The organism is Caulobacter sp. 05T431 (assembly GCF_056665975.1).
Window position 1 is genome coordinate 189,068 of record NZ_JBFTKU010000007.1, and the last position, 20,756, is coordinate 209,823.

Below are 20,756 nucleotides of genomic sequence, written 5' to 3' on the forward strand. Positions count from 1 at the left end.
GCTGCATGTGTTAACGCGAGCGTGATCGGTTATCCACAAGCGCGGCCGTCCGCTTACGGAACCCGCCGGCCAGGAGCTTGCCCGCCAGCCAGCGGCGCACGGGCTCGTCATAGAGCTTGAGGCAGGCCCAGGCGATCGCGACGGCGACGACGAACACCCCGGTCCCCAGCAGGGCGCCCTGGGCGGGCGGGACCTTCTTGTCGATGACCCAGCCGGTGTAGATGTAGATCAGCGGATAGTGGGTGATGTAGAGCGGGTACGACAGGTCGCCGAAGAAGCGGGCGATCCGCACCGACGGCCCGTCGGCGTCCTTCTCGCCGGCCCCGATCGCCACGATCAGCGGGAACAGCAGGATCACGCAGGCGGCCTCGTACAGGCCGTTGACCCACAGCGCCTTGCCGCCGAAGCGCGGCAGGGCCAGGGCGACGATCAGCAGCAGGCTGCAGACCGCGAAGGCGTTCCCGACCTTGATCCGCTTGCCCAGCCGCATCAGCAGGACGCCCGCGAAGAACGGGAAGACCACGCGGGTCAGGCCGATGCGGACGCCGTTGGCGTCCAGCGCCCAGCCGCCGATCAGGTCGCCCCGAGGGCCGGTGACCAGCAGGTGTACCGTCGCCAGTCCCGCCAGGCCCACCAGCACGCCCAGGGCGCGGTTGGACAGCTTCCGCAGGCCCACGGCGTAGAGGATGTTGGCGATGTACTCGTAGAACAGCGACCACTGCGGGCCGTTCAGCGGATAGATCTCGCCCCAGCCGCGGATCTCGGCCGATGGCCGCAGCGGGATCATCACGAAGCTCAGCAGCAGCACCCCGACCACCTGCCAGGCGGTGACGGTCTCCAGCTTGGGGAACAGCGAGAAGTGCTGGAAGCCCAGCAGCGCCGCGCCGATCAGGCCGCCGACGATGATCATCGGCTGCAGCCGGACCAGTCGGCGCTTGTAGAAGTCCCACTGGCCCATGCCCGCCCAGCGGTCGTCATAGGCATAGGCGATCACGAAGCCCGACAGCAGGAAGAAGAAGTCCACCGCCAGGTAGCCGTGGTTGACGATCTGCTTCTGCGGATCGCCGCCGCTGTAGGCCTCGAACAGGTGGAAGACGACCACCATCAGCGAGGCCACGCCGCGCAGCCCGTCCAGGATGACGTAGTGGCTCTTGGCCGGCGCGGTCGCGTCGGTCGCGGTCGCCCCAGGGGACGGAACGGCGGGTGAGGCGGTCATTTGGTGTTTCCCCCGGACTTCGTTGGCGGCTCCCGTTTGCGGGTCGCCCGGAAGGCTTCTTGGGTTTATCGTTAAACCGCAAGACAGTTTTTGAGCGCTTTGACGGGGAGGCCGAAGCGATGAGCCGGGGACGCCGGACCGGCCAGGCCGGACGGGTGACGATCAAGGCGGTGGCCGCCCGCGCCGGGGTGTCGGCCATGACGGTGTCGAACGTCTTCAACGACACCGGCAAGTTCGGCCGCGAGACCCGCGAGCGGGTGCTGGCCGCCATCGCCGAGCTGGGCTACGTGCCCAACTCGGCCGCGCGGCGGCTGGTGGGGGCGACGCCCGCCCGGGTCGGCCTGCTGTACGCCGGGGTCGACAGCCTGTTCATCGACGGCGTGCTGGCGGCCACGGCCGTGGCCAGCGCCGAGCGCGGCCTGCAGCTGATGGCCCGCAAGGCCGACTCGCCGGAGCACGCCCTGGCCGTCGCCCGCGCCCTGCAGGAGGCCGGCGCCGACGCCCTGCTGCTGCTGCCGCCCTTCGACACCGCGATGGCCGGCTCGGTCCGCTTCCAGGCCCTGGGCCTGGCCGCCGCCGCGATCGCCACGGCCGCGCCCCTGCCCGGCCTGTCGACGGTCCGCATCGACAACCGCGCCGCCTCGCGCGCGGTGACGGACCTGCTGATCGCCAAGGGCCGCCGGCGGATCGCGGTCATCGCGGGGCCGCACGACCACTCCGACAGCGCCGAGCGCCTGCTGGGCTGTCGCGAGGCCCTGGCGGCGGCCGGCCTGCCCCTGCGGGACGCGTTGGTGGTCGAGGGCCGCTTCACCTTCGAGTCCGGACTGGAGGCCGCCGAGCGGCTGCTGGACCTGGCCGAGCCGCCCGACGCGATCGTCGCGGCCAATGACGACATGGCCGCGGCCGTGCTGTGGATCGCCCACCGGCGCGGCCTGGTCCTGCCCCGCGACCTGGCCGTGACGGGGTTCGACGACACCCTGCTGGCCACCCGCGTCTGGCCGTCCCTGACCACGGTGCGCCAGCCGATCGACCGCATGACCGCCCGGGCCCTGGACCTGCTGCTGGACGCCCTGCGCCAGGGGCCGGAGGCGCCGCCGGTGGACGTGCTGGAGCCGCATGTGCTGGTGGAGCGGGCGTCGACGTAGGTCCAGCTTTCCAAAGTCCTTCTCCCCTTGCGGGAGAAGGTGTCGGCGAAGCCGACGGATGAGGGGTCGAAAGCCCTATCCGGAAAATTCTGAGAGACCCCTCACCCGACCCCACTTCGTGGGGCCACCCTCTCCCACAAGGGGAGAGGGATACGGAACCCAAAGAAAAAGGGCGGGACCTTTCGGTCCCGCCCTCATTCATCAGCTGAGCTGACTTGGACTTAGAAGTCCATGTCGCCCATGCCGCCCATGCCGCCGGGAGGGCCGCCGGCCGGAGCGCTCTTCTTGGGCGCTTCGACGATGGCGGCTTCGGTGGTGATCAGCAGGCCGGCGACCGAAGCGGCGTCTTGCAGAGCCGTGCGGACAACCTTGGCCGGGTCGATGACGCCGTCGGCGACCAGGTCGACATACTGCTCGGTCTGGGCGTTGAAGCCGAAGGTGGCGTCGTCCTTCTCGAGGATCTTGCCGACCACGATCGAGCCTTCGACGCCGGCGTTCTCGGCGATCTGACGGATCGGGGCCTGCAGGGCGCGACGGACGATGGCGATGCCGGCGGTCTGGTCGTCGTTGTCGCCCGTGAGGGTCGCCAGCGCCTTCGAGGCCTTCAGCAGGGCGGTGCCGCCGCCGGGAACGATGCCTTCATCGGCGGCCGCGCGGGTCGCGTTCAGGGCGTCGTCGACGCGGTCCTTCTTTTCCTTCACCTCGACTTCGGTCGAGCCGCCGACGCGGATGACCGCGACGCCGCCGGCCAGCTTGGCCAGACGCTCTTGCAGCTTTTCCTTGTCGTAGTCCGAGGTGGTGTCCTCGATCTGCTTCTTGATCTGCGAGATGCGGGCCTCGATGGCCGACTTCTCACCGACGCCGTCCACGATGGTGGTGTCGTCCTTGGTGATCGAGACCTTCTTGGCCTTGCCCAGCATGTCGAGCGAGACGTTCTCGAGCTTGATGCCCAGGTCTTCGCTGACGACTTGAGCGCCGGTCAGGATGGCGATGTCTTCCAGCATGGCCTTGCGGCGATCGCCGAAGCCCGGGGCCTTGACGGCGGCGACGCGGAGACCGCCGCGCAGCTTGTTGACCACCAGSGTKGCCAGGGCTTCGCCCTCGACGTCYTCGGCGATGATCASCAGCGGACGGCCCGACTGGACGACGGCTTCCAGCACCGGCAGCAGCGGCTGCAGCGAGGACAGCTTCTTTTCGAACAGCAGGATGAGCGGCTCTTCGAGCTGAACTTCCATCTTGTCGGCGTTGGTGATGAAGTACGGCGACAGGTAGCCGCGGTCGAACTGCATGCCTTCGACGACGTCGAGTTCGGTCTCGGCGGTCTTGGCTTCCTCGACGGTGATGACGCCTTCGTTGCCGACCTTGTCCATGGCGCGAGCGATCATGTCGCCCACTTCCTTGTCGCCGTTGGCCGAGATGGTGCCGACCTGGGCGATTTCAGCGTTGGTCGTGACCTTCTTCGAGGACTTCTTGATCTCGTCGACGACGACGGCCACGGCCTTGTCGATGCCGCGCTTCAGGTCCATCGGGTTCATGCCGGCGGCGACCGACTTGAGGCCTTCCTGGACGATGGCTTGCGCCAGCACGGTGGCGGTGGTGGTGCCGTCGCCGGCCTTGTCGTTGGTCTTGCTGGCGACTTCGCGGATCATCTGCGCGCCGAGGTTCTCGAACTTGTCAGCCAGTTCGATTTCCTTGGCGACCGAGACGCCGTCCTTGGTCGAGCGCGGGGCGCCGAAGGACTTTTCGATCACGACGTTGCGGCCCTTGGGGCCCAGGGTCACCTTCACCGCGTTGGCGAGGATGTTGACGCCGCGCAGCATCTTGTCGCGCGCGTCCGAGGAGAAATAAACGTCTTTAGCGGCCATTTGAGAGCCCTTCTAAAAGAGAAACTTGGAGAGGAAGCGGTCGAGCGTTCAGCCGGGCCTTAGGCCTCGACGATGCCCAGGACGTCGCTTTCCTTCATGATCAGCAGGTCCTGGCCGTCCACCTTCACTTCGGTGCCGGACCACTTGCCGAACAGGATGCGGTCGCCGGCCTTCACGTCCAGGGCGACGATGTCGCCCTTGTCGTTGCGGGCGCCGGGGCCGACGGCGACGACTTCGCCTTCCTGCGGCTTTTCCTTGGCGGTGTCGGGGATGATGATCCCGCCCTTGGTCTTGGTTTCTTCTTCGACGCGCTTCACCAGGACGCGGTCGCCGAGAGGGCGAAATTTCATGAGTCTTCTCCGTCGGGACGGTTTTAAATTATGGTTCGTCAGGCCAGCGGGGAGCGTCGCTGTTAGCAGTCGCTCCCATCGAGTGCCAACGCCGGGCAGGAGTTAGGACCGCCCCCCGGGGGAGTCAAGGACGCCGGACGTCGATTTGCTGTGGGCGAAAGCCGTCCAAGCCCGGACGGCGGACGGAAAGCCGGCTCAGAAGCGTTGGGTCAGGACGATCAACACGAGGACGGCGCATGAAGAGCATCCCCCTCCTGACCGCCTCCCTCCTGGCCGGCCCGGCCCTCGCCGCCCTGCTCGCCCTGGGCGCCTGCGCCAGCGACGTCACCCTGCCCGTGCGCACCGTGACCGACGTCGACGCCGACGCCGGGACGGTCGAGCTGGTCAGCGGCCAGGACCTGGAGATCGCCCTGCCCCTGACGGCCGGCACGGGCTATGGCTGGCGGCCGGACCAGGACCCCTCGCCCCTGCTGGCGGGCGGCTCCAGCTTCGAGACCCAGGCCAAGGCGCCGGGCGCGCCGGTGCGGACGGTCTATCGCTACACCGCCGCGGCGCGGGGCCGGGGCGACCTATCCTTCACGCTCAAGCGCCCGTGGGAGCCCGACGCCCCCGGCGACCGCCGGGTGGTGTTCCATATCCGCGTGCGCTGAAGCCCGGCGCGTGCGCTGACCGGAAAAAGAAAAGGGCGGCGGGGTCGCTCCCGCCGCCCTCCGGTCTCAAGCCGTGAGGCCTGTTACCACTTCTTGGTCACGTTCACGAACGCACGACGACCGTAGATGTCGTACGACGAGGCCAGACGCATGTTGGCGAAACGGCTGGCGCTGCTGGTCGAGTAGAACGGCGGCTGCTCGTCGAACACGTTGTTCATGCCGACGGTCACGGCGATGTCGTTGAACACCTTGCGGACCGACAGGTCGTGGGTGGCGACGAACTCGATGTGACGCTTCACGTAAGCCGATTGCTCGCGATACGTGATGATGTCCGTGCCGTAGCCGCTGTAGCTGTCGTCCACGTCCGAGGTCTTGCCGGTCAGCTGGGTGGCCCAGGTCACGGTCCAGTCGCCTTGCTGGTAGGTGACGCCGGTGCGGCCCGCGAAGTCCGGATAGCCGGTGAAGCCCTGGTTCTTGACCGGAGCCGAACCGCCGCTCAGCTGGGTGTACCAGTCGAGGGTCCAGGTGAACTGGCCGGTGATGGTCAGCTGGCCGGGGCCCGCGTCACGACGATAGGTCGCGCTCAGGTCCAGGGCGTTGTTCCACTGCTTGGCCACGTTCAGGTAGGCGTCCGCCACCGTCAGCACCGCGCCGAAGGTCGGCGAGGCGGTGTCGGTGTTGCGGGTGATCAGGCTGCAGTACGGGCTGGTCGGGAAGTCCGGCGAGTCCAGGCACGAGTCCAGGATGTTGGCCGCGCCGTAGCGTTGGACCTGGTTGTTGATCGTCAGCTCGGAGTAGTCCAGGGCCACGTGCAGGTCGGCGAAGCTGGGGGTCCAGATCACGCCGATCGACTTGGTGTCGGACGTCTCGGCCTTCAGGTAGCCCAGGCCGCCCTTGGCGAAGATCGTGTACGAACCGGCGCCGCCGAAGGTCGAGTTCGGCGCGATGCCGAGCGAGGCGCAGTTGGCGCGTTGACGGTCGGTGGTGCCGGCCGTCGTGCCGTACTGGTAGCAGGGGTCGGTCGACTGGGCCAGGAAGCTGGTCGACGAGCCCAGGTACAGCTCATACAGCGCCGGGGCGCGGAACGAGGTGCCCTTGGTGGCGCGCAGGGCCAGCGAAGGCGTCAGGTGCCAGCTCAGGCCGGCCTTGTAGGTCTTGCTGTCGCCGTAGCTCTTGTAGTCCGAATAACGGCCCGAGAGGTTCAGCGTCAGGCTTTCGGCCAGCGGCTTGTCCTTCAGGACCGGGATTTCCAGTTCGCCGAAGAGCTCGTGCACTTCGTCCGAACCGTGGGTCTCGGCCGAGGCGGCCGAACCGTTGTAGTTGCTGTTGCGGCTGTTGTAGCCGGGGGTGTCGTCCAGCGACTCCTTGCGCAGCTGGAAGCCGAAGGCGGCGCCCACCGGGCCGGCCGGCAGCGAGAACAGGTCGCCGCTGACCGAACCTTCGACGTACTGGTAGACGTACTTGGTGTGGCCTTCTTCGTAGCCGTTGAGGAAGGCGTATTCCTCGGGCGTCAGATAGCTGGCGCCGACGGTCGAGACCTTGCCCAGGTTGATGTTGGCCGGGCAGGTCGCGTTCGGGGCGTTGGYCGAGATGGTGACCAGGGCCTGGTTGCAGCGGGCGGCGCCCGAAACCGCCAGGACGCGGTCGTTATAGAAGAAGTCCTGGCCGTAGGTGCCCGACGACTTCGAGTACTGGCCGTACAGGTCCCAGTCCCAGCCGCTCAGGAACGGCAGGTCGCCCTTGGCGCCCAGCACGACGCGCGAGTAGTCGACCTTCTGGCTGCGGGTGACCGGCAGCACGAAGATCGGCTGGAAGGCCGCGGCCGTCAGCGGCGCGCCGGTCGGACCGACGTAGCTGGGGTTGTTGGCGAAGTTGAAGGGGTTGGTCGGGTTGTTGACGTTGATCGTCGGGCCGATCTGACGGATCGAGCGCTGCTCGGACGTCCGGCGGTTCAGCAGCAGTTCGCCGTAGACCTGGGTGTGGTCGGTCAGGTCGAAGCCGCCGGTGGTGAAGATCGACTTGCGGGTGACCGGCGACACGGCGTGGCGATAGCCCTGCAGCGGCGAGTCGGTCGTCTGGGCCGCCTGGGTCGAGCGGGCGAAGGCCAGCGGCGAGGCGCAGTTGCCGGTCGTGCTGGTGCCGCAATAGATCGAGTAGGCGGACTGGACGCCGGGCAGGTCCGGACGCACGTCGGCGGTGACGGTGGCCGTCGTGCCGTTGACGCGGCGGAAGCCGTTCAGGTCCCAGCCGTTCGAGACGGCGGTGGCGTCAGGGATGTAGCGGTTGCTGCCGCGGATGTAGATGCCGGTCAGGGTGTTCAGGCACTTGTAGCTGCCGTCGCCCATCTTCAGGTCCAGGCGTTCGCCGGTGACCGGGTCGAACGTGTAGTCCTGCGGGCATTCCAGGTAGTCGCGGTCCTTGAAGCGCAGGCCCTTGGACTCGTAGTAGTCGCCGGCGACGTTCACGTAGCCGCGGTCGAATTTCCAGCCCTTCGAGGCGTTGAAGCGATAGACCTCGCCGCCCGATTGGAACGGCACGTTGGCGTAGACCGAGATCTGGCCTTCGTCATTGGCGGGCTTGGTGATGATATTCACCACGCCGGCGATGGCGTCCGAGCCGTAGACCGACGAGGCGCCGCCCGTCAGGATTTCGGTGCGGTCGACGATCGAGCTGGGGATGACGTTCAGGTCGAACGGACCGACGGTGCCGCCGACGCCGGCCGGACCGGCGCGACGGCCGTTGATCAGGGTCAGGCTGCGCTGGGCGCCCAGGCCGCGCAGCGACAGGGTGTTGGCGCCGCCGCCGCCCGTGGTCACGAAGCCGGTGAAGTTGTTGTTGATCTGCTGCGACGTGGCGCCGAGGATCGAGCCCTGCAGGATCGAGGCGGTGTCCACCAGGCCTTGCAGTTCGGCGCTTTCCGAGCTGATCACCGAAACCGGCGAGKCGCTGTTGTATTCCGAGCGCTTGATGCGCGAGCCGGTGACCACGACGGCCTCGACTTCGTCGCTCGACGCGGCGGCGGTCGTGGTGGTGGTCGTCTGGGCCAGCGCGGGCGACGCCGCGAAGCCGAGGGCCACGACACCGGCCATGACGGTCGTGGCGAACAGAATTTTCTTATTCAGCAACATTTAAGGATGGTTCCCCCGCGGTAGTCCCGCACTTCGATGAACCCGTGACACACTCCCTGGTCGCGGACCGGCATGCGTAGCAGTTTTGTTTCACGGCTCAAGCTTTGTGACGAAAACATGTCTCGAAGATCGGAAGAATGGCACATTCGCCACACCTTCCTGCCCAATGCGACATCACATTTCGGAAGAACATCGTAATGCGAACGATTCTTCCCCCGTGGCGGGAATATGGCCCTTGCGTTGTTTCACGGAAAAATCCCGAAAAGGTTGCGAGCCCGGTTTCGCGGGCCGGCGGGGACGCGCCACATCGGAACGAGAAATATTATTTCCCTAAACCTCCGCGACGGCGGCGCCTCGCGCGCGACGATCGGTCGGCTCGGTCTTGGCGTGGCGGCAAAACTGGTTTTGATGGGCGCGCGACGACCGTTCGGCCGGCCGACCAGACGACGAGGCGCGTCGCGTCCCATGGACTTCAAGTCGCAGGCTGACCGGAGGAGCGCGCCCATGATCGACCACATCACCATCGGCGTTTCGAACTTCGCCCGCTCGACCGCCTTCTACGACGCGGCCCTGGCCCCGCTGGGCGTCAAGCCGCTCTATGTCGTGCCCAAGGAATTCACCAACGGGGTCGACGTGATGGGCTACGGCGACAGCCGCCCCTGGTTCTGGATCGCCGAACAGGACGCCTTGAAGGGCAAGTTCCATGTCGCCTTCTCGGCCAGGACCCGCGACCAGGTCGACGCCTTCCACGCCGCCGCCCTGGCCGCCGGCGGAATCGACAACGGCGCCCCTGGCGTTCGGCCTCACTATGACCCCAACTACTATGGAGCTTTCGTCCTGGACCCGGACGGCTTCAACGTGGAAGCCGTTTGCCGGGCGGCGGTCTGAGCGGCTGGAGAACCGACAAGCGTGAGCATCTCGAGCTACGGCCTTTCGCTGATCCTGGCGATCATCGCCTGCGTGATCGGCGGCGCCCTGGGCGGCCTGACCCTGGTCCGACCCGGTTCGGTGCTGGGACTGACCGCCCTGGGCGGCGACCCGCCCCCCGACGGGAATGGCGATGGGGACGCCGACGCCCCGCCTGCCGCCTCGCCGACCGAGGGCCGGGCCCTGGGCGGCCTGCTGATCCTGTCGCACGCCACGGCGGCCCTGTTCCTGGGCTACCAGTCCAATGTGGGCGCGGCCATGGCCTTCGCCCTGGCCATGGCCTGGGCGGGCGCGGCCCTGGGCCGGGCCGTCTCGGCCCTGGTCGACAAGGCCCGGGAGCGTCTCAACCTGGCCAGCCTGGCCTTCGAGGTGATGATCGCCGTCACCCTGTCGCTGCCGTTCTTCAACGCCGGCCGGCTGGTGGTGCTGCGCGGGCACGGGATGCTGGTCTAGCGCCCCCGCACGCTCAGCGGGCCCCGTTCGCCGCTGAATCGATGCTTCGTTTCGCCCCGGCCTCCGCGTCGGTGAGCCTGGCCCGATAGGCCTCGTCCCTCGCCCGCAGCGCGTCGTGGCGCGCCTTCAACAAGGTTCTGGCTTCCTCCTCGAAGGATACGGGGCGGCCGGCCACTCGGCGATCCGAGAGGTCGCTGGACATGGCCACATGCTCGTCGGAGATGAGGCCGCCGATGCAGACGTGGGCGTCGGAGATGGCCATGCTGGTCGCGACGTGATTGTCGCTTGTGGCCATGCTGGTCGCGACGTGGTTGTCCGACCGTCGCATCCATTCCTGCAATTTCGCCGTCTCTCTCGCGAGCTCCGCCTCGTTGGACAGGTTGACGAACCCGCCGCCGCCCGCCCGCGCGACCGCGGTCAGCTTCGCCGCCTCGCCCGACGGCAGGTTGAAGCCGATGACGTTGACGATCGCCCGCGTGCGGCCGCTGTTGATCCGACGGGCGACGGCCACGGGATCGCCGCCGCACGTCTCCTCCCCGTCCGACACGACATAGATGACCTGCTCCCCGGGCGTGGCCGAGGCGGCCAGCAGCGCCTCGGCGCGATCGAGCCCGGCGGCCAGCGGCGTCCAGCCGACCGCGCGGACCTCCCCCAGCGCCGAGCGGAGCCGCCCCCGGTCCGCCGACATCGGCGCCAGCACGTCGACGGCGGAACAGGATTTCGCCTTGCCGGCCTGGCTGTTGTCGCCCTGTTGGCCGAAGACCAGCAGKGACGTCTGGACCGAGGCGGGCAGTCCGTCGACAAAGCCCAGCGCCGCCTCCCGCGCCAGTTCCAGCTTGGTCCGGCCGCCCATGCGTCCGGCCATCGAACCGGACCCGTCGATCATCACGATCACGCGCGTCGGCGGAACCCGTGGGCCGATGTCGCCGGCGGGCGCCTTCAACGCCGGCTGCTTGAGCGCCACCTCCTTCTTGAAGCACGCTTCCGGATCCTTCGTCGTGAACCTGGCGACATAGGCTCGGGCCTCCGCCGAACCGCCCGGGGCTTTCGCGCCGGCGTCGACCTGGCCGCGATCCGCCGCGGCGTTCTGGTCGTCCCGGGGGCCGCCGCAGCCGATCAGCGCAAGGGCGAGCCCACAGGCCACAAGACTACGAACTGGAACGGCCGTCATTTCCGCGTCGCCTCTCAGGCGGACCGAGGCGCCGGATCACGCGCCCGCGATGGTCTGTCGAGGATGCGAACGGGCCGCGAAACATTGGGTTCCGGACCACCGCTGGGCGCATCGCCGCCCCTCACCGCCCCCGCAGCGTCTGGGACGGGCTTTCGCCGAACATCGCCCGGTAGGTCACCGAGAACCGGCCCAGTTCCCAGAAGCCGTGCTCCAGGGCCACCTGGGTGACCGAGGCCCCGGCCTCGCGCCCGGCGACCAGCGCCTTGCGGGCCGCCGACAGGGCCCGCAGCCGCAGATAGGTCCGCGGCCCCACGCCCAGCCCCTCCTCGAACGCCCGGTTCAGGGTGCGGCGCGACACGGACAGGGCCTGGCAGAGTTCGGGGATCGCCACGGCCCGGCCCGGACGCTGGTCCAGATGGTCCTCGACCTGGCGCAGGATGCGGGCGCTGTTGATCCAGCCCGTCCGCCGGGGCGCGCGCCGGACGCCGTCCGCCAGCGCCGTCAGGAAGCCGTCGACGACGCCGTCGCGCAGGGCGGCCTGGGCCTGGGGCGTCAGCAGGCCGCCCTCCCAGGCCAGGACCTCCAGCCGCGCCTTGAGCTCGTAGTGGAGGCCCGCCGCCAGTTCGGGCCGCAGCCGGGCGCAGGCGCTCCAGGGCGGGTCCTCGGTCAGGCCGTCGAAGGCGGCCGCGCGGTCGCGCAGCCAGGCCAGCGGCGCCGTCAGGGCGGCGAAGGCCGTCACCCCGTGCTGGCGGGCCTCGCGTTCGCCGCCTTCCGACAGGATCAGCAGGTCGCCGGCCCGGATGTCGTGGCCCCACTCGGTCGCGCCCCCTTCGTCGGGGTCCGGCGTCTGCTCCAGGACCAGCAGCAGGGTGACGGCGCCGGCGGCCATCACCCCGCGCAGGCGCAGGTMGCCGACGATCCGGCCCAGGGTCAGGGTCAGGTCGCCGAACGCCGCGTGGGCCAGGGCGCCCCGGCAGGGGGCGGCGCTCAGCTGGGTGACCGCCAGGTCGGCCCCGGGGACCGTCTCGCGCAGGTCCTCGACGCCGGCGACCTCGCGCCCCGTGAAGCGGACCGGGCGGCCCGGGTCTTCATCGCCGCGCCCAAGGGATGAACCATTCATACGACAATGCTGTCGTCATCCCGGGCGGCCGTAAATCAGGGTTTTACCCTAATTTTCGCCGACATCGGCAATCTAGGAAAAGATTGACCAGGGACAGTGGTATAACTGGACCTCGAACGTCTCAGGGCGTGGAAAAATATMTCACGAATTGGAACGGAATAACAATTCGACATCAAAGTTAATTTGGCGAGATATGCATAGCGAAGGCTTGCCGCAGGCCGGACAGTCACCGTCGAGACGTGGGCGTAAGGAGGCGACGATGGGATCGCGGGCTTGGGATGGGGTGGCGGACTTCGGCGCGCCGGACGTCGAGATCACCGCCGACTGGGCGTCCTTCGCCCACTGGACGCCCGCCCAGCGGGCCCTGAAGGTCGAGCTGGACGGCGAGCGCCGCCAAGCCGAGCAGGTCGCCGAGAGCACCGGCCGGCTGGTCGCGCGACTGGTGGCCGAGCTGGTCGCGGCGGCGCGGACCGAAGAACCCGACCTGGCCGCCTGACGAACAGCCCGCCTGGAATCTTGCGCGCGCCCCGCCGGGCGCTAGTCTCGCGCCATGACCCAACGCCCCCTCGACCGCCGGAACGTCCTGATCGGCGCCGGCCTGCTGGCCGCCCTGCCCGCCGCCGCCCTGGCCCAGACCGCGCCGKCCGCCCCCGCGTCGACGCCCGCGCCGCCCCCCGCGCCCAAGCCGCCGGTCTATGTCGCCCTCGACACGCCGCAGGGCCGGATCGTCATCGAGCTGGCCGTGGCCCAGGCCCCGATCACCACGGCCAACTTCCTGCGCTATGTGGACCGCAAGCTCTACGACAAGGCCACCTTCTTCCGCGCCTCGCGCGCGCCCGGCGCGGTGGACTACGGCCTGATCCAGGGCGGGCTGCAGGGCATCGGCGCCCTGCCGCCGGTCGCCCACGAGCCCACCACCCAGACGGGCCTCAAGCACGTGGACGGGACGGTCTCGATCGCCCGCACCGCGCCCGGCACGGCCACGTCGGACTTCTTCATCTGCATCGGCGACGCGCCCTATCTGGACGCCAATCCGACGGGCGCCGGCGACAACCTGGGCTTCGCCGCGTTCGGCCGCGTGGTCCAGGGCATGGACGTGGCCAAGAAGATCCTGGCCCTGCCCACGCCCGGCAAGGCGATCAACCCGGTGATGAAGGGCCAGATCCTCGACCCGCCCGTGCCGATCACCTCGGCCCGCCGCATCCCCGCCCCGACGGGACCGGACGTGACCCCGCCGCCGAAGCTGTAGTCGCCCAAACCCTATTCCCCGCTCGTCCGGCGAATGCCGGGACCCAGATCCCATAGCGGTGTGGATGATTGGATGAGCGCCGCGCTCTTGGCGTAAGCCCCAAAGCCAGTCCATCTGGGTCCCGGCATTCGCCGGGATGAGCGGATCGAGGATCAAAGAAAAAGGGCGGCGCCGTCGCCGGCGCCGCCCAGGCAATGCCTCCGGGGAGGAGGATCTCGTTAGAACGTGGCCCGCAGGCCCAGCAGCACCTGGCGGCCGGGGTAGTAGACGCTGTACGGCGCGTTGTCGTAGCCGAACGTGGTCCGCAGGGGCTCGTTGGTGATGTTCAGGGCGTCCAGGGTCAGGCGGAAGGCCTTGTCCATGAACGGCAGCTGGTAGCCGGCCGAGACGTCCAGCTGGCCGCGGGCCTCGGCCTTGAGCGGCACGTTGATGTTGTTCTGCGGGGCGTTGGCGGCGATCGACTCGTCGTTCCACACGTAGTTCACGCTGACCGACACGCCGTGGTCCTCGTAGAAGCCCTGCAGGTTGTAGCTCCAGGGCGCGACGCCGGTGGCGACGAGGCCCGACTCCGAGCTCTGCTCCAGGCGCGTGGCGTTGGCCGAGAAGCCCAGGCCGTGGACCACGAAGTCCAGCGGCTGGACCCAGGTGACTTCCACGCCCTGGATCAGCAGCTTGTTGAGGTTGACCGGCTTGGTCAGGGTCACCGTGGCCACGTTCGGCCCGCCGCGCAGGTCCAGGGCCTGCTGCTGCGAGACGCTGAGGTCGGCGTAGTTGATGCCCAGCGACGTGAACGGCACGGTGCTCTGGGTGTTGATCGTGAAGCCGTCGACGTMCTTGCGGAAGAAGGCCACGCCCACATAGCCGATGCCGCCGGTGTAGTACTCGCCGCCGATGTCGATGTTGTTGGACGTGTAAGGCTTCAGGTTCGGGTTGCCGGCCGTCGCGACCTGGGCCGAGATGTCCGAGAAGGTGGTGCCGGGCAGCAGGCTGCCGGCGTCGGCCCGGGTCATGCTGCGCGAGGCGGCCACCCGCAGTTTGATGTTGTCGCTGACGTCGTAGACGATGTTGGTCGACGGCAGGATGTCGTCGTACTTCGAGCTCAGCGTCTGGTCGACGATGCCGGTGCTGACCGTGATCGGGCTGGTGACGCTCTGGTCGGTGTGGAAGTAGCGCAGACCGAAGTTGACGGTCAGGTCGCGGTCCAGCACCTGGCCCTTGGCGTTGGCCTCGGCATAGGCGCCCCAGGTCTTCTCCTCGATGTCGCCGACCGCGCCGCCGGTCACCGCGCCCGTCGATTGCGGGGCGTTGTCGCGGTAGTAGGCGTAGTTGCTGGCCTTCATCAGCGCTTCGACGTTCGGCATGATCATGCTGGTGTAGCCGACGCCGCCGCTGGCCAGGTGGCCGAAGTCGCCGACGTCCCAGCGCTGCAGGTACTGCGACAACTGGCTGTTGGTGATCACGCCCGAGGTGCCGGCGCAGCCGGTGCCGCAGGTGGCGTTCTGGAAGGCGGTCGAGTTGTCGTAGGCGCGGATCGAGCGGCTGGCCTCGTCATAGGCCGCGCCGAACTTCAGGTTCACGGCGTCGTCGCCCCAGCGCGCGTCGACGTGCGCGCCCTTGGTGGTGGTCTCGCGCTTCACGTTCTGGACGTTCACGCGGTACCACTGCCAGCCCAGGTTCGGGTCGCCCAGGTCCTTGTTGGTGGTGATGATCGGCTGGCCGTCCGAGCCGGTCGAATAATAGACGTCCAGGCCCGACTGGGCCGGGGTCTGGAAGTCGAACTGCGGCTGCTCGCGGAAGAAGGTCGAGTGGCCGTAATTGACCTGGGCGTCGACGACGAAGTTGTCCTTCGGCTGCCAGCGCATGGTCGGGTTGACGTTGTAGAACTTGGTCGTCTGCTTGAAGATGTCGTTCTCGAGGAAGAAGCTCGAATTGGCGAACGTGCCCGAGGTGACGACGTTGTTGCCGTCCACCGTCAGGTCGATCGGCACCATGCCGCCCGTCGAGGTCGACGACGTGCCCGGGCCCGAGTTGCGAACGTACCAGTTCATGTTCAGGCGCTGATAGTCGCGCTTGGATTCGGCGTACATGCCGTCGATGGCGAACTGCAGCGTGTCGGTCGGGCGGTATTCCAGCGACAGCAGGGCCGAGACGCGCGAGCGGGTGCCCTCGGTGTAGCTGTTGCGGCCCAGGCGCGGGATCAGGGCGCGGCTCAGCTGGGCCTGGGTCAGGCCCGAGGTGGCCGTCAGGTCCAGCGTCTGGCCGGGCGTCAGGCCGTGGCCGACATTGTTGGGCGCGACGCTGGCGTAGACGAAGCCGTTGCCGCCCGGATCGGTGCAGCCCGTGCCGCACGAGAAGTTGCCGTCGGTCCAGCCCACCGACTCGAAGCCGTCGACGCGGGTCTTGGTCTTCACGCCCGAGACCCCGAAGAGCACGCCGAACTTGTCCCAGGTCTTGCTGGCGACGACGGCGCCGCGCGGGCTGAGGTCCTTGTTGCTGTCGGTGTACTGGCCCTGGGCGATCACGGTCAGGTGCTCGCCTTCCTTGTCGAACGGACGGGCGCTGTGCAGGTTGATCGTGCCGGCGATGCCGCCTTCCAGCTGGTCGGCCTGCGGGCTCTTGGCCACGTCCAGGCGGGTGAACAGTTCCGACGGGAAGAAGTCCAGGTCGACTTCGCGGTTGGCGCTGCCGCCGTTGGTGCCGCCGTCCGAGGCCACCGCGATCTGGGTGTTGTTCAGCATCACCTTGGAGAAGCTGGGGCCCAGGCCGCGGATCGAGACCTGCACGCCCTCGCCGTTGATGTCGCGGTTGATCTTGACGCCCGGGATGCGGTTCAGGGTCTCGGCCAGGTTGGTGGCTGGCAGCTTGCCGATGTCCTCGGCGAAGATGGAGTCGCCGAAGGCCACCGAGTCGCGCTTGGCCATGGTGGCCTGCTGCAGGCTGCGGCGGATGCCGGTGACGATGACTTCGTCGACGGCGGTGCTGGCGTCGTCGGCGGGCGCCGCGGCGGCCGGTTGAGCGGCCACGGGGGCGTCGGCCGGAGCGGTCTGGGCGTGGGCGGCGGTCGCGGCCAGGCCCGCCAGGGCGGTGGCGGCCAGCAGGGCCGCGCGCGGGTTGAATCGGGTCATGCTTCACTCCTGACCCGCCTGGGGGGAGCGGCGGGCCTTCCTAATGATTGGGCTTGTTCGGGTTGGATCAGCGGTAGCGGTAGAGCTTCACCCGCTGGATCTGGAACTGGTCGGGCGGCAAGCGGATGTGCCGTCCCTGGTGGGTCTGGTCGCCGTTCAGGGTGCGGCCCGGGACCCAGCGGCCCTGGGCGTCGAACACGCCCTCGACGGCGCTGTCGATGCCGGCGATCGCCCCAGTCTTATCGGCTCCGTCGCCGGCTCCCGCGAAGGTCACCACCAGGCCGCGTCCGGCCATCAGGTACTCCTCGGGTCCGATCTGGACGATGATCCCGCCGTGGGCGGCGGTCTTCTGGTCGGCCTTGGGGGTCCAGGGATCGACGAAGCCGACGGTGAATTTGTAGTCGCCGATCGTCTGGGTGACGGGCTGGTCCAGCACCGTGCCGTCCTCCAGCACGCGCGGCTTGAAGCCCGACATCCTGCCCTGGCCCTGGGCCGCCAGGATCGCCGGGGTCAGCTGGCGCAGGACGTCGTAGGCCTGGGTGACGGCCTCCTGGTCCTTGCCCTCGGCCGTCTCGACCTGGAAGGGCGAGAAGCCGAACGCGTCCAGCTTGCCGATCGCGTAGAAGGCGTTGGCCGGCGTCTCGGGCGCGCCGACATTGTTGGCTTCCGGGATGAACAGCGAATTGTCGCGGCGCTTGTAGCGGCCGGCCAGGTCGTTGAAGTTCGGGAAGTAGATGTCCGGCGAGATCAGGTCGAGGCTGGGCGCGCCGGTCTTCCAGACGTCGATCAGGTGCGGCAGCGGCCCACCGCTGGGATATTCGCCCGGCGCCTTGCCCGTGCGGTTCAGGGCCACGTTCACGTACATCGGCAGCGGATAGGCCGCCTTGCCCGCGCGGGTCACCGCGTCGGTGTAGCGGGCGTAGGACCAGGCGGTGAACACCTCCTGGCCGGCCTCGGCGTCGCCGAACACCTGGGCCCAGGTCCCGCTGGTCCTGGAGCCGTGCGCCTTCCACAGGGCGCGCAGTTCGGGCTCGATGGCTTCGCCGCCGTCGGCCAGGCGCTTGAGCAGCTCGGCCGGCACGGGACCGGCCCAGGCGGCGTCGGCCTCGGGGCCCCACTCGCGGGCCGTGGGCAGCATGCCGATCTCGTTCTCGACCTGGACCATCAGCACCGTGCCCTTGGCGTCCACCGCCTTCAGGTGGGCCAGCAGGGCGGCGTAGGCCTTGGCGTCGGCGCCCTGGGTGTTGGTCGAGAAGGCCGACAGGATCTCCTGGCTGACGCCGTTGGCGGCCTTGGCGCGCGGGAACCGGTCCTGGTCGCGCTTCACCCACGACGGCACGTAGGTGGACATGCTGTTCTTCCACGCCCCGAACCACAGGATCACCAGATGCATGTCCTGGGCGCGGGCGTCCTTGATCAGACCGTCGACGCTGGAGAAGTCGTAGGCGCCTTCCTTCGGCTCGATCAGCTCCCACGAGACGGGCGCGAGCACGGTGTTGAGGTTCATGGCCTTCAGCTTGGGCCAATACTTGGCCATGTAGGCCTGGCTGGAGGCGCTGGAGTTGCCCAGCTCGCCGCCCAGGACCAGCAGCGGCTTGCCGTCGACCGTCAGGCGCTGGGCCGAGCCTTGCGTCTCCAGGCGGGGCATGTCGGCCAGGGCGGCGTGGGACACGAGCAGCGAGGCCGCCAGCGCGCACGCCAGGCCGCCGGCGAGACGCGGGGCGCGGCTCGGGCGTGACCGGCGAGCTCGATGCTGGAGGGGTCCCTGGTCCATTCGCTTCCCCGCTCCGGTTCGGCGTACTGACGCGCCGTGACCGATGATACCGCTAACACATCTGACATAAGGTCTGACCTGTCAATCTCGATAATCGGCAATTGTCAGGCCAATATCTTGACTGTGGCGCCCTTGCTGACGCCGAGGTGAAAAACCGCCGCCCACGGCGTTCCGCAGCGGAAACCGACGCTTGCATCAAGCCGCCCAACAGCCTGGGCGACACCCTCCAAGCTTTGATATTCCGTCGTTACGTCAATATCTTATTGAACATTCCACAAGGATTACCGTCCGAAATCGCCGCTGGGGCGCGTTCGGCCGCCCGCCCGGCCACGGTCGCGGCTCGGCCGTCGCCGCGCGGGATCACGCAGCGTCGCCTTAGTCTCGGGTCGTTTCAGCTTCGTTTCCGGCGCGTATTTGTCTGACCACATTTGCGCCTTGTTCCGGAGAACGCTCTTCGGTGAAGCTTGCGCGGCGGAGTGGTCAGACCTTTGCCGCAGCGCGCGGCTTCAGACCGTCACGGTCTTCAGCGCGAAGAAACCCGCGTCGGTCTCCAGCCGCAGGTGATAATCGCCCGGCCGCAGGAACAGCACGGCCGACATCGCTTGGGGCGCCACCACCTGCTGGTCGGCCGGGATGGCCAGTTCGGGCTCGGCCGTGTGGACGGCCTGGACGATCACCGTCGTCCCGCGGGGTCCGGGAACGGCGACCTCCAGCCGACGGCGCGTGGGATCGGCGGCCAGCCAGCCGGGCCGCCCGGCGACGTCGGCCACGGGCGGATGGAACACCGCCAGGTCCGCTCCCGCCCGAAACGCGCCGATCCAGCCGTCCGGCCCGCGCACCACGATCGAGTCCGCCGGCTTGAAGCGCTCCAGCACCGCCGTCGTCATCGGCGCGTCAGGCGCGTGCGGCCCGAACGAGCCGGTATAGGCCTGGGAGACGCACAGCGGATCGACGCCCGCCTTCTCGCGCAGCAGGGCGGCGAACCACGACAGGCCGCGATGGTCGGGCGTCTTGCGCAGGTGGGCGTAGCCGCAATGGACCAGGACCCGCGCGTCCGGGTTCGGCGTCAGCACGTCGGCGATGAAGTTCTCGGCCTGGGCCAGCTCGCGGCGCATGATGGCGATCGCGTTGGTTTCGCTCGCCTGACGCTGGTCCTGGCGCTGCTCGTAGGCCGCCAGCCGATAGCCCAAGTCGGCCGCCTCGCGCACCGCCTCGCCATAGACCGGATCGTGCAGGTAGTAGCCGAAGGCCGGGTTCAGGGCCGCCCCGGCCTTGAAGGTCCGCACGTCGGGCGCGCCGGGGCTGCGGCTGTTGAGGAAGTCCTCGGCGGCCAGGATCTCGAAACCCAGCGGCCGCAGGGCGCGCAGCAGGCGGGCCAGGAACCAGCGGTGGCGCGAGGCGACGTGGGCCTCGTTCAGCATGACCACGCGCCGGTCGCGAGCCGCCTCGACGATGGCGGTTATGGCGTCCTGGGCGGTCGCGTCGGCGGCCAGGGGCAGGTCGTCCGACGGCCCCTGGGCAGCGGACTTCAAAGCGAACGCCTCGTCGCCGATGAATGAGGCCATCTGCTGCAGGCCCGGATCGTCCGGCCTCTCCCGGATGGCTTTCCGGATCGGCAGGTAGCGGCTTTCCATGAACAGGCGGGTCTGAGGCGTGAGTCCCGTGGCCTGCGACGCCGCCTGCGCCCAGACCAAGCCAGGCGGCGCGCCCATCGCCGCCAACCCGGCCGCCATGCTCCTGCGCGTCAGGTCCATCGTCCACCCCTCTTGCTCGACCGGGGTAAACTCAGCTCAAGATTGCGGCCATCGCAAGTCCGCGCCGGCCCTACCGCACCGGGCAGGCCACCCACTGATAGGCCCGGGCCATCACCCCGCCATCGGCGCGGACCAGCACCAGGCCGCTGGCGTCCGAGCCCGCGTCGCTGACCGTGGCGCAGCCGCCGGTGTCGATGCGGCGCGCGGCGTCGTGCTTGCGGTCGGCCTTGTAGGTCCCGTCCGGATTGGCCCAGACGTCGGCGAACGAGTAGCGGACGCCGCTGGCGCCGTTGATCCGCGTGCCCAGGCCGTACGGGCGGTCCAGGATCAGCACCTCGCCCTTGGGAATCCCGCGCGCCTTCATGAAGCGGATCACCTCGGAGAAGCAGGCGTCGCCCAGCAGCTGCTCGCCGCGCTCCGCGCAGCCCTGGCGGTTGCCGAACACCACCGGCAGGGTCGCGCCGTAGGCCTCGTAGGTCGCGGTCGGCGGCGGGGCGGCGGGCGCGCCGCAGCCGGCCACGGCCCGCTCGTGCACCCGGTCGCCGGGCTCGACCTCGAAGTCGACCGGCGTGGTCAGGCCGCAGCCGGCCGGAGCGGACAGCTGCGACTTGTCGAACCAACGCTTGTCGGCCTTGAAGCCCGTCTTGCCCTTGCGCTTGAGCACATATTGCTCGGTCTCCTTGCTGGTCAGCACCTGGCCCGGCGCGGTCAGGCGCTTGGCGCCGATCACGTCCAGCTCCTTCAGGGCCGGCTGGGCGGCCAGGACGCCGATGCCGGCGGCGAAGCAGACGCCGTCGCGCAGGGCCGCGTMGGGCGGGCAGTCCGGGCG

General features: G+C 68.8%; 15 protein-coding genes and 1 pseudogene. 6 read left to right on the top strand and 10 right to left on the bottom strand.

Annotated elements, in window-relative coordinates:
* Positions 1 to 10: 10 nt before the first annotated feature.
* Complete coding sequence (locus tag AC1U89_RS09110) at positions 11 to 1,216, bottom strand: acyltransferase family protein (protein WP_479899393.1); 1,206 nt, start codon at positions 1,214 to 1,216, stop codon at positions 11 to 13.
* A 119-nt stretch (positions 1,217 to 1,335) separates the two neighbouring features.
* On the opposite strand from AC1U89_RS09110, the gene AC1U89_RS09115 reads away from it, so the two are divergent.
* Positions 1,336 to 2,361 carry a LacI family DNA-binding transcriptional regulator gene (locus AC1U89_RS09115; RefSeq protein WP_479899394.1) on the top strand — a complete coding sequence of 342 codons (1,026 nt, stop codon included), beginning with the start codon at positions 1,336 to 1,338 and terminating at the stop codon, positions 2,359 to 2,361.
* 221 nt (positions 2,362 to 2,582) lie between these two features.
* Here the strand turns inward: AC1U89_RS09115 and groL are convergent, their stop codons facing one another.
* Entirely contained in the window at positions 2,583 to 4,226 is a 1,644-nt protein-coding gene (groL, locus tag AC1U89_RS09120) for a chaperonin GroEL (RefSeq protein WP_479899395.1), read from the bottom strand.
* A gap of 59 nt (positions 4,227 to 4,285) precedes the next feature.
* On the bottom strand, positions 4,286 to 4,576 hold the full coding sequence (gene groES / locus AC1U89_RS09125) for a co-chaperone GroES (RefSeq protein WP_028037871.1): 291 nt from the start codon (positions 4,574 to 4,576) through the stop codon (positions 4,286 to 4,288).
* A 236-nt stretch (positions 4,577 to 4,812) separates the two neighbouring features.
* Here groES and AC1U89_RS09130 point away from each other — a divergent pair, with 236 nt between their 5' ends.
* Complete coding sequence (locus AC1U89_RS09130) at positions 4,813 to 5,226, top strand: protease inhibitor I42 family protein (protein WP_479899396.1); 414 nt, start codon at positions 4,813 to 4,815, stop codon at positions 5,224 to 5,226.
* Between the two features lie 83 nt (positions 5,227 to 5,309).
* Here the strand turns inward: AC1U89_RS09130 and AC1U89_RS09135 are convergent, their stop codons facing one another.
* Complete coding sequence (locus AC1U89_RS09135; RefSeq protein WP_479899397.1) at positions 5,310 to 8,354, bottom strand: TonB-dependent receptor plug domain-containing protein; 3,045 nt, start codon at positions 8,352 to 8,354, stop codon at positions 5,310 to 5,312.
* Positions 8,355 to 8,858: 504 nt separating this feature from the next.
* Between AC1U89_RS09135 and AC1U89_RS09140 the strand changes: the two genes are divergently transcribed.
* Positions 8,859 to 9,242, top strand: coding sequence for a VOC family protein (locus AC1U89_RS09140; protein ID WP_479899398.1), 384 nt, complete (start codon positions 8,859 to 8,861; stop codon positions 9,240 to 9,242).
* A 21-nt stretch (positions 9,243 to 9,263) separates the two neighbouring features.
* Complete coding sequence (locus tag AC1U89_RS09145; RefSeq protein ID WP_479899399.1) at positions 9,264 to 9,734, top strand: DUF4345 family protein; 471 nt, start codon at positions 9,264 to 9,266, stop codon at positions 9,732 to 9,734.
* A gap of 13 nt (positions 9,735 to 9,747) precedes the next feature.
* Here AC1U89_RS09145 and AC1U89_RS09150 read toward each other — a convergent pair whose 3' ends face one another.
* Together AC1U89_RS09150 and AC1U89_RS09155 are read right to left on the bottom strand one after the other, a co-directional pair.
* On the bottom strand, positions 9,748 to 10,905 hold the full coding sequence (locus tag AC1U89_RS09150) for a VWA domain-containing protein (protein ID WP_479899400.1): 1,158 nt from the start codon (positions 10,903 to 10,905) through the stop codon (positions 9,748 to 9,750).
* A 121-nt stretch (positions 10,906 to 11,026) separates the two neighbouring features.
* Complete coding sequence (locus tag AC1U89_RS09155; protein ID WP_479899401.1) at positions 11,027 to 12,025, bottom strand: AraC family transcriptional regulator; 999 nt, start codon at positions 12,023 to 12,025, stop codon at positions 11,027 to 11,029.
* A gap of 259 nt (positions 12,026 to 12,284) precedes the next feature.
* Between AC1U89_RS09155 and AC1U89_RS09160 the strand changes: the two genes are divergently transcribed.
* Positions 12,285 to 12,521: a hypothetical protein gene (locus tag AC1U89_RS09160; RefSeq protein WP_479899402.1), complete on the top strand. Its 237-nt coding sequence runs from the start codon at positions 12,285 to 12,287 to the stop codon at positions 12,519 to 12,521.
* Positions 12,522 to 12,575: 54 nt separating this feature from the next.
* Entirely contained in the window at positions 12,576 to 13,274 is a 699-nt protein-coding gene (locus tag AC1U89_RS09165; protein ID WP_479899403.1) for a peptidylprolyl isomerase, read from the top strand.
* Between the two features lie 218 nt (positions 13,275 to 13,492).
* On the opposite strand, the gene AC1U89_RS09170 is transcribed toward AC1U89_RS09165, so the two are convergent.
* The 4 genes and pseudogenes from AC1U89_RS09170 to AC1U89_RS09185 all read right to left on the bottom strand — a co-directional run.
* On the bottom strand, positions 13,493 to 16,399 hold the full coding sequence (locus AC1U89_RS09170) for a TonB-dependent receptor (protein WP_479899404.1): 2,907 nt from the start codon (positions 16,397 to 16,399) through the stop codon (positions 13,493 to 13,495).
* 67 nt (positions 16,400 to 16,466) lie between these two features.
* Positions 16,467 to 18,071, bottom strand: coding sequence for a GH35 family beta-galactosidase (locus AC1U89_RS09175; protein ID WP_479899405.1), 1,605 nt, complete (start codon positions 18,069 to 18,071; stop codon positions 16,467 to 16,469).
* A gap of 608 nt (positions 18,072 to 18,679) precedes the next feature.
* Positions 18,680 to 19,927 carry a hypothetical protein gene (locus tag AC1U89_RS09180; RefSeq protein WP_479899406.1) on the bottom strand — a complete coding sequence of 416 codons (1,248 nt, stop codon included), beginning with the start codon at positions 19,925 to 19,927 and terminating at the stop codon, positions 18,680 to 18,682.
* Between the two features lie 70 nt (positions 19,928 to 19,997).
* Positions 19,998 to 20,756: pseudogene (locus AC1U89_RS09185) on the bottom strand (hypothetical protein); the annotation flags it as partial.